Origin of the sequence: Haloterrigena sp. KLK7 (genome assembly GCF_037914945.1) — an archaeon.
Taxonomy (GTDB): Archaea; Halobacteriota; Halobacteria; order Halobacteriales; family Natrialbaceae; genus Haloterrigena; species Haloterrigena salinisoli.
The window spans coordinates 1,309,039-1,324,364 of the sequence record NZ_CP149787.1; the positions used below are offsets into that span (position 1 = coordinate 1,309,039).

Consider the following 15,326-nt stretch of genomic DNA (forward strand, 5'->3'; position numbering starts at 1 on the left):
GCACAATCGGCGCGCGTCGATCAGGCGATCAGGCAGTGAGTTCGCGCTCGAGCGAGCGGAGCTGTTCGACGCGCTTCTCGGTCGGCGGGTGGGTGCTGAAGAGGCGGCCGACGACGCCGGACTTGATCGGGATGATGAAGAACGCGTTCATCTCGGCCTCCTCGCGCATGTCCTCCTTCGGGACCTTGTCCATCTCGCCGGAGATCTTCAGCAGCGCCGAGGCGAGCGCGGAGGGGTTGCCGGTGATGGCGGCCGCGCCGCGGTCGGCGGCGTACTCGCGGTACCGCGAGAGCGCCCGGATGAGCAGGTAGCTGATGATCCAGACGACCAGCGAGACGAGGATGGCGACGATGATACCGCCGCCCCCGCCCTGACGGCCGCGGCCGTGACCGCCGCCGAAGAACGCGCCCCAGCGGACGATCATGAACGCGATGGTCGAGAGGAACGAGGCGATGGTCATCACCATCATGTCTCGGTTCTTGACGTGGGCGAGTTCGTGGGCGAGCACGCCGTCGAGTTCGTCCTTATCGAGCGTCCGCATGATCCCCGTCGTCACGCAGACGGCCGCGTTTTTCTGGTTGCGCCCGGTCGCGAAGGCGTTCGGCACCTTGGAGTCGACGACCGCGACTTTCGGTTTCGGGAGGTCGGCCTGCTGCGAGAGCCGCTCGATCGACGCGTGCAGCTCCGGATACTCGTCGGCCGAGACCGTCTTCGCGCCCATGCTCCGCAGCGTGAGCGTGTCGCTGAAGTAGTACTGGACCAGCGACATCCCGCCGAAGAGGACGACGAAGACGACGAAACTACCCATGTACGCGGCGATTACGCCCGCGAAGACGATGTACAGCGCGAACAGCAGAAACATCGTCAGGAACATCCGGAAGCGTAACCCCCAGTCCGCCTGCCATTTCATACATCAACGAAGGGGCTCCGGAGAAATAAGTGCCTTGACGAGATGCACGACGGGACACCGTCCGAGTCGACGTCGACGGCACGAACAAAAGACGTATTTCCATTGACCAATTCCACCGAACCAGCGGATGCCTTCTCCCAGTTCAGTACGCCTCGAGGAGTGTACCTGGCCGGAAGTCGAAACGGCGCTCGAGAACGGACGGCGGACGGCGATCGTGGCGGTCGGCTCGATCGAGCAGCACGGCCCGCATCTGCCGCTGAACATGGATACGCTCGACGGCGACGAACTCTCGCGGCGCATCGCCGTGGAACTCGGTGACGCGCTGGCGGCGCCGACGATTCGCCCCGGATGCTCCGGCCACCACATGGAGTTTCCGGGAACGATCACGGTGCCGCCGGAGACGCTGATGGACCAGATCCGCGCCTACTGTCGCTCGCTGGACGACCACGGCTTCGAGCACGTCGTCCTCGTGCCGACCCACGGCGGAAACTTCGCGCCGGTCTCGACAGTCGCGCCCGAGATCGCTCGCGAGATCGACGCGAACGTGATCGCGCTCGCGGACCTCGACGACCACATGGCCCTGCTGAACGAGGGCCTCCGCGACGCCGGCGTCGACTATCAGGAGGACGTCATCCACGCCGGAGCCGCCGAAACCGCCGTGATCCTCGCGATCGACGAGGGACTAGTCCGAACGGATCGACTCGAGGCGGGGCCGGAGGGATCGATCTCCACCGCGCGCTTGCTCAGCGAGGGGTTCAAATCGATCACCGAAAACGGCGTGCTGGGCGATCCCGGCGAAGCGACGCCCGAGGCCGGCGAGGCGATTTTCGACGCCGTCACCGCGGCCTACGTCGGACTGATCGAGGCCGAACGCGACGCGGTTCGATGACGAATTCGTCGATTCGTCGGCGATTCCGAAATCCGCGTCGATGGATGAGAACGTAACTAGTCGCTAAAATACAGTATCAGCGATCAGTCAGACCCCTTCATTTCGCATGGAGACACCGGTACGGGAGGGCGACCGACGGGTCGAGGACGACCGTCGTCTGACGCCCGTCTGACTGGTTTCGCGGACGCCACCGATCACCGATCCCCTCGTTTCCCGTAGCGTATTCAACCGCTCGGATAGTCACCGTTCGAAGACGACTCGCCGGTACCGGCGCCCGTTTCGGCCGTACACACCGACGGTTGACACTTATCGAACCGTTATGATCGATGATTCGAAGGTGACAACGATTCTACCCACTCGGTAGCTATTGACTCGAGTGACCGACGGTCGATCGTATGGTCGAACACGAGAGACGACGAGTACTGCAGTACGCGGGACTCGCGATCGCAGGTGGATCGCTCACGACTAGCGCCGCGGCTGCCGACGAAGGCGACGACCCGGCGTCGATCGGGGAAGCCGCCGGCTGGTCGTCGCTGGGCGGAAACCCGGGGAACAACGCCGCCGTCCCGACCGAGAGCGGGCCGAAAGTGCCGGTCACCGTCGCCTGGGAGTACGACCGCAGCGGCCCGACCGCGGTCGTCGACGGCACCGTCTACCTGGCGACCGATGGCGAGGTCCACGCGCTCGACGCCGCCGACGGATCGCTCGAGTGGAAAATCGACGATATCGGCGCGAGCGGGACGCCCGCAGTGACGGACGAGGCGGTGTACGTCGGCGGGGAACGGCTGACGCGGATCGAACGCGACGGCACGCTCTGTTGTCAGGCCGACCTCGGCTACGACGAGGCGATTCCGTCGCCCGTCGTCGCGAACGGGCTCGTCCTCGTCGTCGCTGGCGGGATTCTCTACGCCCTCGACGCCCGCGACCTCGAGGTCCGGTGGCAGTTCGACCCGGCCGACGGAACGCTGTACGAACAGCCGGTCGCCGTCGGCGACGGCGCGGTGTTCGCCGTGAGCGAGTCGCGGCTGTTCGCGCGCGAACTCGCGGACGGGACCCATCGCTGGACCGACGACGATCCGTCGGGCGAAGACGAGTACAGCCACTTCACGTCACCCAGCGACAGACAGATCAGCTACCCGGTGGCGACCGACGACGTCGTCGCCGTCGGCAGCGTGGATTCGGAGCCCGAAGCCGTGTGGGAAAACGGCCACGTAACGCTCTACGACGCGGAAACGGGCGTGAAGCGGACGAGAAGCGAATCCGCGATCACGCCGGGACCGATCACTGATGGGCGGTTCTTCGCCCGGACGACTCACGACCTGTACGGGTTCGATCGGGAGACGGGAGAGAACGATTGGGTGACGGAGTACGCCATGTACCACGTGTCGTCCGCGGTCGTCGCCGACGGGACCGTCTACGCGAGCGCCACCGTCAACGGGGATCGCTACACAGCGGACGGGATGCCCGACCCCCAGACCGGCGTCTACGCCTTCGACAAGAACGGCGAGGTCGAGTGGGCGATCGGCACCGGCGAACGGCCGACTCTGGCGCTGGCCGACGGAACGCTCTACGCCGGGGGCGAGACGCTGCTCGCGATCCGATCCGAAGCGAACGAGGCCGGCGACGAGTCGGACGGCGAGGACGATACCGGTGACGATGCACCGGAAGACGACGGCGGAGACGCCGAGGACGGCAGTGAGGGATCGGACGGCGACGAGGGAGCCGCGGAAGACGGCAGCGGAGGATCCGACGGTGACGACGAACCGACGAACGAAACCGAAGCGAACGGTGCGGAGCAGGACCCCGGATCAGACGACGGAGACGACGGAAACGGAACGAGCGACGCCAACGAGGAAGGGACGGCATCCGAGGGGGCCACCAACGACACCGAAAGCACGAACGACGGATCGAACGGCGACGCCGGCGAGGGAGACGGTGACGGGAACGCGAGCGAGGAAGAGACCGACGACGGCATGCCGGGGTTCACCGCGGGAGCGGGGATCGCCGGCGGCGCGCTCTCGCTCGAGTGGCTCCGCCGACGCGAAACCGACGGGGGATCGGGGGCCACCGACGAGGAGAACTCGTGACCGGATCCCATCGCGGAGAGCGCGGCGCTTAACTCCGCGAGACCCCAAACGGGGACACTAATGAGTGAGTCGCGTGCGTTCTGTCCCCGGTGCGGGGATCCCGTTCCGGAGCGATCGGCAACCGACGCGGACGGCGAAACCTCCGCGGATCCGCTCCGACCGGGCGCGGAGGTCGAACTCTGCGATTCGTGTTACTTCGAGAGCTTCGACTTCGTGGACGCGCCGGATCGGATCGACGTCCGGGTCTGTGCCCAGTGCGGTGCGGTCTACCGCGGGAATCGGTGGGTCGACGTCGGCGCGCAGGATTACACCGACATCGCCATCGAGGAGGTCAGCGAGGCGCTGGCCGTCCACGTCGACGTCGAGGACGTCGCCTGGCAGGTCGAACCCGAGCAGATCGACGAGAACACGATCCGGATGCACTGTTACTTCACGGGCGTGGTCCGCGGGACACCCGTCGAGGAGCAGGTGATGGTTCCCGTCAAGATCGCCCGCCAGACCTGTCTGCGCTGCGGGCGGATCGCCGGCGACTACTACGCCAGCATCGTCCAGATCCGCGCCGAGGATCGGACGCCGACGAGCGAGGAGATGGACCGCGCGAAGGAGATCGCCAACACCGTCGTCGCCGACATGGAGGCGACCGGCGACCGCAACGCCTTCGTCACCGAGATGGGCGAGGTCGACGAGGGGCTGAACATCAAGGTCTCGACCAACAAGATCGGCAAGAAGATCTCGAACAAGATGATCGAGGAGTTCGGCGGCACCGTCAACGACGCCGAGACGCTCGTGACGGAGGACGAGGACGGCAACGAGGTCTATCGGGTCACCTTCGCCGTCCGCCTGCCGCCGTACACCCCCGGCGACGTCATCGACCTCGCCGACGACGACGGCGGGCCCGTAATCGTCCGCAGCGCCCGCGGCAACCTCAAGGGGATCCGCGCGACGACCGGCGAGCGCTACGAGGCCGGTTACGAGGAGGGGAACGCGCCCGACGCCCGGAAGCTGGGCGACCTCGAGGACGCCGTCGAGACCACGGTCGTCACCGTCGAGGACGAGAACGCCGTGCAGGTGCTCGACCCCGAGACCTACCAGGCCAAGACCGTCTCCCGACCGGACTACTTCGATCCCGAGGCCGAGACGGTGCCCGTGCTGAAGAGCCGCGCGGGACTGCACGTGCTGCCGGGTTCGGACGGTGACACCGACCAGGACGTCGACGACGAAGAGTACGACCCGTACGCGGACACCGGTGCCGATGTCTGACGACTCGGAGCGGGTCGGTGAAACGCCGGTCGAGAACGTCGAAAACAACGAGAACACCAACGTGGACGCGGCGGACGTCGAGACGCGACTCGAGCGCGCGGACGCGCCGCTCGCGGCGATCGTCGAGAAGTCACGGACGGAGACGGCCATCGAGTCGCTGCGGGCCGAGGGCGTCTACGACGACTCGCGAAAGGTTCGCGAGGCGCGAGGCCGAAGCGGAGCGGACCCCTCGGACCGCGCAAATGAGTCGGAGACCCGCGAGGACGACCCTGAAAGGATCGCGCTCCCGATCACCGAGCCGCCGACCGAGACGCGGGTCCTCGAGATCGTTCGCCAGCTCGAGCCCGAACCCCGGAACCCGGACCTCGAGGACCTGTTGGCCGACCGCGGCTGGAGCGACGCGGAACTCGAGTCCGTGCCGGGCTCGTGGGCCGTGATCGGCTCGGTGATCCTCGTGACGGTGCCCGAGGGCTGTCCCGACGAGGCCGAACTCGGCGAAGCCCTCCTCGAGATCCACGGCGAGGCCGACAGCGTGCTGGCCGACGAGGGGATCGCCAACGAGAGCGAGGCGGGAACCTACCGCGAGCCTCGAACGCGGCTCATCGCCGGCGAGCGCGACACCGAGACGATCCACACCGAACACGGGACGCGGTACGGGCTCGATCCCGCAACGGTGATGTTCTCGCCGGGTAATCAGGCCGAGCGCGCCCGAATGGGCGAACTGTGCAGCGACGGCGAACGCGTCTTCGACATGTTCGCCGGCATCGGCTACTTCACGCTCCCGATGGCCCGGGCCGGCGCGCGGGTGACCGCGACCGAGATCAACCCGACCGCCTTCCGCTACCTGCTCGAGAACGCCGTGCTGAACGACGTCGGTGACCGCGTCGACGCCTACATGACCGACTGTCGGGAGCTCGCCGGCGAGATCGAGGCCGACCGCGTGGTGATGGGCTACTACGGCAGCGGTGAGGGAGCGAGCGGAGACGGTGACGGGGCTAGTGGCGGCGACGGGAGCCGCACGGACGAAGCCCACGAGTTCCTCCCCGACGCCCTCGAGGCGCTCTCCCCCGGCGGCGTCGTCCACTACCACGAGGCGACGCCCGAATCACGGCTCTGGGAGCGTCCGCTCGAGCGCCTCACGGCAGCGAGCGAGGCCGCCGGACGGGAGTTCGAGGTGCTCGAGAAACGCCGCGTCAAGAGTCACAGCGCCGGCGTCGCACACGTCGTCGTGGACGCGCGGTTCGAGTGACGACGGAGCCGGGGCGCCGGCGCAGAATCGCCGAGCGAACCGGACGGTCGTGACATTCATACCGGTGTAGTGAGTGCCATCCGGTATGGATCGGAACCAGATTATCGCCCTCACCTTCGCAATCCTGCTGGTCTCCTCGATGGTCGCGTGGGGAATCACCGCGCTCTAGGCGCGCTCCGGGCCGGTTTGCGCCCGTTCAGCGATTCGCCTCGTTGCCGTATTTTCGATAGCAGACGCTTCGTCAGCCGGTGGAACTCCTCGTCGTGAGCAGCGACGCCGCGAGCTAGCCGTCCGTGTCCCAGACGTCGGCCACCGGACTCGAGTCCGACGACCGGCTCGATCGCCGGGAACGCGAGCGCGTCCGGGACCGATCGGTTCGCGTCCGCCGCTCGGATCCGCCGGCGTCGCCGGTTCCGCCCCCTCGAGTCGACGACGCACCACCGCTACTGTCACCGCCGTCGAGTGCCGCTGCCGGCCGGAAATCGGGGAGATCCGGCCGCGTCATCCGATCGACCTGCGCCTCGAACCAGTCGGGCATGTCCGTCCGCGCTCGATCGAACAGATCCAAGAGACTCGAGTCGGCCAGGTACGTCGCGCCGTGGTCGTCGGGCGCTCGGACGACGCGACCGCAGGCCTGGATGACCGTCCGCAACGCGGTGCGGTAGTACCACGCCCACTGGCCCTCTTCCAAGCGATGGGCGACTCGCGAGTCGCCGGTGTTGAGGAAGGGAGCCTTGCAGAGCACCTGCCAGCGACAGAGGTCGCCCTTGAGGTCCAGCGCCTCCTCCATCTTGACCGAGAGGAAGACGTCGGGATCGTCGCTGGCCTTCCAGCCGTCCAGCGCGGCGTCGCGACCGTCCCGATCGTGAGTCCGGACGCGGTCGCCGACGCCGAAATCGGAGAGCAGGTCGGCGAGTCGCTCCTGGATGTCGTAGGAGTGGGCGTGGACCAGTCCCTTCTCGTCGGGGTGGCGTTGCATGAGCCGAACGATCGTGCGGGCGATCTTCGGCGTCGTCTCGTCGCGCTGTTCGTAGGTCATCTTCCCCTGCGAGACGTCGTACAGCGGCCGGTTCTCGACGGGGAAGGTGTGTTCGACGTCGACCAGCGCGACGTTCTCGGGGGTCAGCCCGACCTGTCGGCAGAAGGCCGCCTTGTTGAGGATCGTCGCCGACAGCAGTGCGAACCGATTGCCCCGGTCCCAGACGGTGTGCTGGAGGTACTTCTCGGGGTTCATCGGCTTGATCGTCAGGGGGCCGCCCGCGGGGTCGTCCGCGTCGCCGTCGGCATCGCTGCTCGTCCCGGAGCCCGACGATTCGGACTGATCGACCAGCCAGGTCGTCGGGCTCTGCGGGTCGCGATAGTCCGAGACGAACCAGTCGAGTTCGCCGATGAGTTCCTGCAGGCGGTCGCGCTCGCGCACCTCCGCCGGCGTCAGCGAGTCCTGCGAGAGCACCTCGTCCTTCCGTCGCGTGCACTTCTGCTGGAGGTTCTCGGCGTATCTGACGGCCCGATCGAGGTCGTCGATCTCGGGAACCCGCAACTCGTCCCAGAAGGGGACGGTCCGCGGCCCCAACTGAATGGTCGCGTACATTTCGGCCCACTCGGCCAACCCGTGGGCCTCGTCGACGACCACGACGTCGCGTTTGCGGAAGACCTCGCTGCCCGCGGTCTGCATGAAGTAGGCCAGCGTCATCGCGGCGATATCGCGGTTCGACGCGATCGCGCGGTCCGAAAAGTAGGGACAGCGATGCTTGACCGAACAGTCGTACCCCCGTTCGCGGACGCAGGGCGCTTGATTGACCGGCGTGTCGCGCTCGTCGGGGAGGATACAGGAGTAGTTGGACTTCCCGCGGATGACGTTCAGGTCCGCCAGCAGGTCGTCGGCCGCGACGTCGTCCAACTGCGAGACCTGCGGGGTCGTGTAGTAGGCGCCGGTCGCGTCGCTGGGATCGGCGTCGTCGACGTTGCGCGCACAGCCCGCGACCGCGCGGGCGAGCAGGGACTTGCCGCTGCCCGTCGGGGCGCGGACCAGCACCACGTCGTTGCCGGCCGCGAAAGCGTCCTGAATGTCGCGGAGGGCCTGCTTCTGTGCCCCACGGTAGCTGGGCGCGGGAAACTCCTCGAAGATCCGCTCGGGATTCACCGTTCGATGCACCGCGCGGCCGCGTCCTAAAGGCTACGAACCGTCGCGCGCGATGCAGTCGAACCGCCGCACGCGATTCGGTCGCGGGTCGACTCGAGTCCGTGGCGGCCGTCTCGAGCCGGTAACGGACGATAGTAGCTACTGAAACGAATTACACATCGATCGCGAAGCCGTCGTGCGATCGAGTGTGCATTGACTTTCAGTAGCTACTATACCTACCGCGACGATACCCGCGAGATCCGGTTCGGTAGGTGATCGCTATCCGCCGCTGGTCGACCGTAGTCGGTCGATTACAAACACGATATCGGCCATCGAACGCGGGTACGGAAGGGTCGCTCAGCGGTAGAGCACCGCGGCGTCTTCTGACCCGCGGCGGCGTTTCGCCTCGTGGCGTTCGAATCCCACCCCTTCCGCTTGCGGTGACGGTACCGCAGTGTGACGCGAGCGTGGCTCACGCGACAGTCCGCGATCGGTCGCGCGGCGATCGCCGTCCGATCGCACCGACCCGCGATTTTTTGCGACGCCTACGGCACGCTGAGCTGTGAGGTCTCCGCGTCGACCTGCTGCAGGCGCTCGACGTCCTCGGCGGTCGGCTCGTCGGGCAGCGCCTCGATGCAGGGATAACACAGCAGATGCTCGCTCCCGTCGACCAGCTCCAGCGTCATCGCGGTCCCGTCGCTGCCCTCTCCGAACGTCCAGAGGTTGGCGATACCGCCGGTGACGGTGACCGTTCGGCCGCAGCCGTCGCAGGAACTCTTTGCCATGGCTAGAGACGGGTTCCGAACGCTGAAAGTCGTTCCCCCGAAAGCCCCTGCCGGCGCCGGGTACAGCGCGGCGCCGGCAGCCACGTTCAGTCCCACCCACCGCAGCGGCGGCTGTCGATCGACCGACACGGGGAATCGAAGGGGGTCGTAGCGTGCTCGGTGGTTCGCCGGAGTCCCCTCTCGCCGCCCGCTTCCGGCCGGTCGGTTATTACTCGTCGCGTCGTAGCGGCGCGCATGGAGGTGCACTGTGAGGGCTGTGCCGGCTGTTGTATGGACTGGCGACCGCTGCTCGACGACGCGGACGACGAGGAGACGGCGCGCGGGCGGCGACGCACGCCGTTCGACGAGGGCGACGGCCGGCCGCCGCTCGACGACGACGCCAACTTCGTCGCCCTCACCCGCGACGAGGTCCGCGGATTCCTCGAGGCGGGGATGGCGCCGGCCCTGACGCCGCGGTTCTGGCGCGCCCGGGACGAGGGCGAGGGCGTCGAGATCGACGGTCACAGCGTCGCCGCCGTCGCCGGACGGCCGGTCTTCTTCGTCGGCCTCCGGAAGCCGCCCAAACCGGTCGCGCCCTTCGACCGCGAGGAGCCGGCGTGGCTCCCGACCTGCGTCTTCCTCGACCCGACGACGCTGCAGTGTCGGATCCACGACAGCGAGCGCTTTCCCGACGAGTGCGGCGCCTACCCGGCGCACAACCTCGCGCTCGAGCAGGAGACCGAGTGCGAGCGCGTCGAAGCGGCGTTCGGCGGCGAGCGCCTGCTCGAGGCCGCGGTCGACGAGGATCTCGACGGCCTGCTTCTGGGATCGCAGGCGCTCGGCACGAAACTGTTCGCGCATCCCCGACCCGAGGCCCTCGAGGGAATCGTCGAGCGGACCGCCGCGGGCACGCTGACGGTCACCGACCGCGCCGAGTGTCTGGCCGTCGCGGCGGCCTCGAGTCCCGGCACGCTCGCGACCTCCGACTACCACTACGAGTGGGGGAGAGAGCGGGCGCTCGAGGCCGCGGCGGACGCGCGTCGCGACTCGAGCGATGGCCGCGACGCGAGCGACGGCCGAATCGACGGCACCCGTGACTCCGATCGGGAGCGCGGCGAGTCGTGGGTCGGGCCGGCGATCCGGGAGTGGCACCGCCGCCGGACGGCCGCGAACGGGGCGGTTCCCGCCCCCGACGTCGCTATCGACGTCGAGGACGATCGCGGTGCACTCGAAACGCCGGGCTGGGACGCCCTCGAGTGACCGGGGGCCGGACAGCGATCGCACCGGACTCGAGACGAACTCCTCGAGGGCGAACGCATCGCTACCGATGAGCTATGAGAGCCCGTCGACGGGAGAACGAAGGGGACCGGTCGGCGCTATTTCGACTTGATCTGCTCGAACTGGTCGAGCAGCGCTTCGGCCGACTCGCCGGAATCGTACTCGACTTCGCCGTGGTAGATCGTCCGCTCGTCGTCGAAATCCGCGTCGACCCTGGAGGCCTGCTGCTCGCGTCGCTCGTGCTCGTCTTCGTCATAGGCACCCATTGACATGGTAAGTGTACACACGTTAGTTGTTGTCGCTAATTAATGTAACGGTCCATCATACCGAGCCGACACGTAACACGTATGCACCCCGGCGCCCTAATGAGAACGTGGCACGGCCGCTTCGCTTTCGGTACTCGCCCGCGTCGTGGAGCGAGGGGAAGGTCCGACAGGAGATTCTCCAGCCGCTCCGGTCGAACATCGGGGCCCGCGCAGTGGCGCCGCGGTTCGAGATCGGCGCCGACTGGGAGACCCACCGCTTCGAGATGCAAAACGGCGACGTCGCGCTCTTCGCGCGAAACGGCGAGGAGGCCTACTGGATGGGCAACACCGAGACGCCCTCGTCGCTGTGGAAGACCGATAAGTTCGGCTGGCGCGAGGTCCCCTATCACGTCTCGAGATGGGCCCAGCGCGAACTGCTCGCGACCCTCCACGAGGAGGATCCGTGGCTGGCCGACTACCCGCACCTCTCGTGGTTCTTCCTCCCGGTCTTCATGTCCAAGGACGGCCGCGAGTCGACGCGGGCCTTCTTCCGTGAACACGCCGCCGGCTTCCCCGACGCCGGCCGGCGCGAGACGACCCAGTTCTTCGAGGACCTCCTCAGGACCGGCGTTCTGGACGAGTATCGACACGTCATGTCGGGGAAACTCGGCACCAGCGACCACGTCGATCGGGTCCGCATGAGCGCGGCGATGGCCGAGTTCATCGCGGCGAAGCTCCTCACCGACGCCGGCTACGACGTCGAACCCGAGATCGAGGTCACGACGGGCCACTCGCTGGACTTCCGCGCCGAGGACGAGCACACGAACGTCCTCGTCGAGGTGACCCGCCCCCAGCCGCCGATCAACCGCGCGGCGGCGGGCCCCGTCGCCGCCGTCCGCGACACCGCCGAGACCAAGACCAACGGCCAACTGGCCGAGCACGGCGGCGGCGCGGTGCTGTTCGTCGACTGTTCGAGTTTCCGCGACGACGCCTGGAACGCCGTTCGCGCCGAACAGCCCGACGTGCGCCACCGACCGGCCGTCGTCTACCGCGTCCGGCCCGACGGCCGCGCCGAGGGGTACACGAAGGGCCGCGTCCCGCTCGATCTGGCGGGCGCGATCGAACTCCTGAACTGACCTCGCCGGACCCACATCTCCGAACGGTTCCCGACGAACAGCGGCTGCAACAGCTATTCTCTCCCTGCTGCGCTCGCGAGCCACCGACTGCATCGCATGAGAACGACGCGCAGCTATATGCTACACGGTATCGTCTCCCACAGACATGCGCGCAGCAGTTCTCGAGGAACACGGCGAACCGCTCTCGATCGAAGACGTCGACGCACCGGATCTAGATCCGAAGGGTGCCGTCGTCGAAGTCGAAGCCTGCGGCGTCTGCCGGAGCGACTGGCACGGCTGGCAGGGCGACTGGGGGTGGCTGGGCCTCGAGACGAAACCGGGACAGATTCTGGGCCACGAGCCCGCGGGCCACGTCGTGGCCGTCGGCGATGAGGTGACGAACGTCTCGGAAGGAGACCACGTCGCCGTTCCGTTCAACCTCGGCGACGGAACCTGCCACGAGTGTCGCCGAGGCCACTCGAACACCTGCGAGAACGTGATGCCGCTGGGCTTCGTCGAACCCGTACAGGGTGCGTTCGCCGAACAGGTACACGTCCCCGCGGCCGATCACAACCTCGTCGAACTTCCCGACGGCGTCTCGTCGGTCGACATGGCGGGACTGGGCTGTCGGTTCATGACGTCGTTCCACGCCCTGGCCCACCGGGCCGACGTGAGCGCGGGCGACTGGGTGTCGGTCCACGGCGTCGGGGGCGTCGGCCTCTCGGCGGTCCACATCGCCGACGCCCTCGGCGCCAACGTGATCGCCGTCGACCTCACGGACGAGAAACTCGAGAAAGCGCAGGAACTGGGCGCCGTCGAGACCGTCAACGCCGGCGACGTCGACGACGTCCCGGCCGAGGTCAAGGCGATCGCCGACGGCGGCGCCAACGTCTCGATGGACGCCCTGGGCATCGAAACGACCTCCCAGAACTCCGTCCAGAGCCTCGGCAACCGCGGCCAGCACCTCCAGGTCGGCCTGACCACCCAGGACGAACAGGGCATGATCACCGTTCCGTCCGACGCGATGGTGATGAGCGAGATCGAGTTCATCGGCTCGCTCGGTATGCCGCCGACCCGGTACGACGAGATCTTCCGGATGGTCGCGACCGGCAAACTCCGGCCCGCGGACGTCGTCTCCGAGACGATCGGCCTCGAGGACGTCACCGACAAACTCGAGGCGATGACCGACTACGAGACCGAAGGGATCCCGGTCATCGACAGCTTCTAGAACCTAAATTTTGCTCTGTCGTTCGAGAGAGCTTCGCTCTCTCGTGATGACGAAAGGCGCTTCGCGCCTTTCGAACCACGGGCGCGGCAAAGTCGCGCCCTCGGCAAAATTTAGTATAAAAGCACTCCTCCCTCCGTTCGCTCGTCCTTTCAGTCCTCGCTCACATCAGTCGTCGGCCCGCTCGCTCACTGCGTTCGCTCGCGGATGCTAGCGGTGTTTCCTCTATCCGCGGTGAGAGCAAGTAGTTGTACCGAGCGCGAGCGAAGCGAGCGCTCGGCCTTTTTTAATCGAATTTTTTGCTCGAGCGGTCGGCCTTCGGCCGACCCGAGAGTAAAAAACTTCGTTCCTTAGAACGAGACGGCGTCGGGCGAGTACGGACTCCCGGTCGGCGTCGGATCGCGATCGCTGTAGCCGACGCGGCCGACGGCCTTGTCGCTGACCGCGGAGTAGACGGCGAAGCGCGCGTCCTCCGGCGCTTCGAAGGTCTCCGACTCGAGGCGGGCGAGTACATCGCCGACCGTCTCGGACCCGTTCGGGAGTTCGAGGGTTCGATCGCCGTAGTTTTCGATCAGTTCCTCGGTGGTGGCGGGATACTCGTGGTCGTCGATGACCTCGCCGGTGCCGTTGAGCAACATTACACCCTATCTTCTGTGAACGATAATTATAAACATTGTCCATGTATGTCTGCTAGTGGCACTGGATACCTATTACACCTAATATTCCAGCCGGCGGGGTCGAGATCGAAGTCAGGTTCGGTCAGGTCGGGCGCGGAGAAACGGCTTTCCGACCGGCAGCCCTCGACTCGAGTAGATGCCATACGCCGATCTGCACGTCCACACGACGCGCTCGGACGGGAGTCTCGATCCGGAGTCGATCCCCGACGCCGCCCGCTACGGGGGCGTCGAGGTCGTCGCGGTGACCGACCACGATCGGCTCCAGCCGTTCGACGCGCCGGTGGTCGAGCGCGAGGGCGTAACGCTCGTCAACGGGATCGAACTCCGCGTCGAGACGCCCCACGGCGAGCGGGTCGATCTGCTCGGGTACGGCGTCGAGCCGACTCCGGAACTCGAGGGAACCGTCGAGCGGATCCAGCGAAATCGCATCGAGCGGGGGCGGGCGATCGTCGACTGCGTGGAGGCGCGACTGGGAGTCGATCTCGACGTGACCGTCGACGAGGGGTTCGGGCGACCGCACGTCGCCCGGGCGATCGCGGCCCATCCCGACGTCGACTACGGCTATCAGGACGCCTTCGACGAGCTCATCGGCTACGGCGACCCCTGCTACGTGGCCCGCGAGGTTCCCTCGTTCGAGCGCGGGCTGGCGGCGCTCTCCGGGGCCAGTCGGCTCGTCTCGCTGGCCCATCCGCTCCGCTATCGGGACCCCGAAGCGGCGCTGGGGTTGACGGCCGAGCCCGATCTCGAGGCCGTCGAACTCCACTACCCGTACGGGCGCGACGACGTCGACCGGGAGCTCGTCGAGCGAGCGATCGACCGCAACGATCTGCTGGCGACCGGCGGGAGCGACGCCCACGGGGAGGAACTCGGCATCGACGGTCTGTCGCGACGCGAGTACGAGGCGACGGCCATCGGCGAATCGTGAGACAACGTTAGCCGATAGCGGAGGGTTCAATGCATCGTGGTCCCAAAGGGCACCTATGAACTGCCACTACTGTGACCGCGAGGCCGCGTTCGCCGCCGAATCGGACGGTCTCAAAGTCGGTCTCTGTGAGGAACACTTCCGCGAGCGTCTACAGGAACTCGCCGAAGCCGACGGCCTCGAGACGCTCAAGGAGAAAGTGGACGTCGATCGCGCCGAGTAGCAGCTATCGACCGCGGTTCAGGCCGAGCGTCCCGCGTCGACGTCGATGGCGTCGACCGGACAGACGTCGACGCAGAGCATGCAATCGATACACTGGGCTTCGTTCGCGGGGTCGGCTTTCTCTTCGCTTTCGGGGTGGCCCGGTGTGTCGACCCACTCGAAGACGTCGACGGGACAGTCCTCGAGACAGGCACCGTCGGCGATACAGAGGTCGAAATCGACCGCGACGTGCGTCCCGTGGATGCCGAGCTCTTCGGGCTCGTCGACGGGACCCCAGACGGCGTGGCCCGCGTGCTCGTCGACCTGGTCGCGGTTCTCGTGAAACTGCGGATCGATGGCCATTGCTAACAGTTCTAGACGC

Annotated in this window: 15 protein-coding genes and 1 tRNA gene; 10 read left to right on the forward strand and 6 right to left on the reverse strand. The window is 67.0% G+C overall.

Features of this window, described 5'->3' with window-relative positions; translation table 11 throughout:
• Positions 1 to 28: 28 nt before the first annotated feature.
• Positions 29 to 910, reverse strand: coding sequence for a zinc metalloprotease HtpX (gene htpX / locus WD430_RS06495; protein WP_339105203.1), 882 nt, complete (start codon positions 908 to 910; stop codon positions 29 to 31).
• 127 nt (positions 911 to 1,037) lie between these two features.
• Here htpX and WD430_RS06500 point away from each other — a divergent pair, with 127 nt between their 5' ends.
• From WD430_RS06500 to WD430_RS06515, 4 genes are all read left to right on the forward strand, one after another.
• Positions 1,038 to 1,799 (forward strand): creatininase family protein, encoded by a 762-nt coding sequence (locus WD430_RS06500; RefSeq protein WP_339105204.1) that lies wholly within the window; start codon positions 1,038 to 1,040, stop codon positions 1,797 to 1,799.
• Between the two features lie 395 nt (positions 1,800 to 2,194).
• Positions 2,195 to 3,886, forward strand: a complete 1,692-nt coding sequence (locus tag WD430_RS06505; protein WP_339105205.1) for a PQQ-binding-like beta-propeller repeat protein — start codon at positions 2,195 to 2,197, stop codon at positions 3,884 to 3,886.
• A gap of 60 nt (positions 3,887 to 3,946) precedes the next feature.
• A complete protein-coding gene (locus WD430_RS06510; RefSeq protein ID WP_339105206.1) occupies positions 3,947 to 5,146 on the forward strand; it encodes a 60S ribosomal export protein NMD3 in 1,200 nt (399 codons plus the stop codon).
• Positions 5,139 to 6,395, forward strand: a complete 1,257-nt coding sequence (locus WD430_RS06515; RefSeq protein WP_339105207.1) for a class I SAM-dependent methyltransferase family protein — start codon at positions 5,139 to 5,141, stop codon at positions 6,393 to 6,395. Before WD430_RS06510 ends, WD430_RS06515 begins: the two co-directional genes overlap by 8 nt.
• Before the next feature lie 283 nt (positions 6,396 to 6,678).
• On the opposite strand, the gene WD430_RS06520 is transcribed toward WD430_RS06515, so the two are convergent.
• Positions 6,679 to 8,538: an ATP-dependent DNA helicase gene (locus WD430_RS06520; protein ID WP_339105208.1), complete on the reverse strand. Its 1,860-nt coding sequence runs from the start codon at positions 8,536 to 8,538 to the stop codon at positions 6,679 to 6,681.
• 325 nt (positions 8,539 to 8,863) lie between these two features.
• On the opposite strand from WD430_RS06520, the gene WD430_RS06525 reads away from it, so the two are divergent.
• Positions 8,864 to 8,951 (forward strand) — tRNA-OTHER (locus WD430_RS06525).
• 111 nt (positions 8,952 to 9,062) lie between these two features.
• Here the strand turns inward: WD430_RS06525 and WD430_RS06530 are convergent.
• Positions 9,063 to 9,302: a hypothetical protein gene (locus WD430_RS06530; protein WP_339105209.1), complete on the reverse strand. Its 240-nt coding sequence runs from the start codon at positions 9,300 to 9,302 to the stop codon at positions 9,063 to 9,065.
• Positions 9,303 to 9,536: 234 nt separating this feature from the next.
• Between WD430_RS06530 and WD430_RS06535 the strand changes: the two genes are divergently transcribed.
• Entirely contained in the window at positions 9,537 to 10,541 is a 1,005-nt protein-coding gene (locus WD430_RS06535; RefSeq protein ID WP_339105210.1) for a YkgJ family cysteine cluster protein, read from the forward strand.
• 116 nt (positions 10,542 to 10,657) lie between these two features.
• On the opposite strand, the gene WD430_RS06540 is transcribed toward WD430_RS06535, so the two are convergent.
• On the reverse strand, positions 10,658 to 10,831 hold the full coding sequence (locus WD430_RS06540; RefSeq protein WP_339105211.1) for a DUF5786 family protein: 174 nt from the start codon (positions 10,829 to 10,831) through the stop codon (positions 10,658 to 10,660).
• Positions 10,832 to 10,932: 101 nt separating this feature from the next.
• On the opposite strand from WD430_RS06540, the gene WD430_RS06545 reads away from it, so the two are divergent.
• Both WD430_RS06545 and WD430_RS06550 read left to right on the forward strand, forming a co-directional pair.
• Positions 10,933 to 11,940 carry a DUF5784 family protein gene (locus WD430_RS06545; protein ID WP_339105212.1) on the forward strand — a complete coding sequence of 336 codons (1,008 nt, stop codon included), beginning with the start codon at positions 10,933 to 10,935 and terminating at the stop codon, positions 11,938 to 11,940.
• A gap of 145 nt (positions 11,941 to 12,085) precedes the next feature.
• Positions 12,086 to 13,147: a zinc-dependent alcohol dehydrogenase family protein gene (locus WD430_RS06550; protein ID WP_339105213.1), complete on the forward strand. Its 1,062-nt coding sequence runs from the start codon at positions 12,086 to 12,088 to the stop codon at positions 13,145 to 13,147.
• Between the two features lie 347 nt (positions 13,148 to 13,494).
• Here WD430_RS06550 and WD430_RS06555 read toward each other — a convergent pair whose 3' ends face one another.
• Positions 13,495 to 13,782, reverse strand: coding sequence for a DUF2795 domain-containing protein (locus tag WD430_RS06555; RefSeq protein ID WP_339105214.1), 288 nt, complete (start codon positions 13,780 to 13,782; stop codon positions 13,495 to 13,497).
• A 175-nt stretch (positions 13,783 to 13,957) separates the two neighbouring features.
• Between WD430_RS06555 and WD430_RS06560 the strand changes: the two genes are divergently transcribed.
• Together WD430_RS06560 and WD430_RS06565 are read left to right on the forward strand one after the other, a co-directional pair.
• A complete protein-coding gene (locus WD430_RS06560) occupies positions 13,958 to 14,746 on the forward strand; it encodes a PHP domain-containing protein (RefSeq protein WP_339105215.1) in 789 nt (262 codons plus the stop codon).
• Positions 14,747 to 14,801: 55 nt separating this feature from the next.
• Entirely contained in the window at positions 14,802 to 14,966 is a 165-nt protein-coding gene (locus tag WD430_RS06565; protein WP_008893031.1) for a DUF6757 family protein, read from the forward strand.
• Positions 14,967 to 14,983: 17 nt separating this feature from the next.
• Here WD430_RS06565 and WD430_RS06570 read toward each other — a convergent pair whose 3' ends face one another.
• On the reverse strand, positions 14,984 to 15,307 hold the full coding sequence (locus tag WD430_RS06570; RefSeq protein ID WP_339105216.1) for a ferredoxin family protein: 324 nt from the start codon (positions 15,305 to 15,307) through the stop codon (positions 14,984 to 14,986).
• Between the last annotated feature and the right edge of the window lie 19 nt (positions 15,308 to 15,326).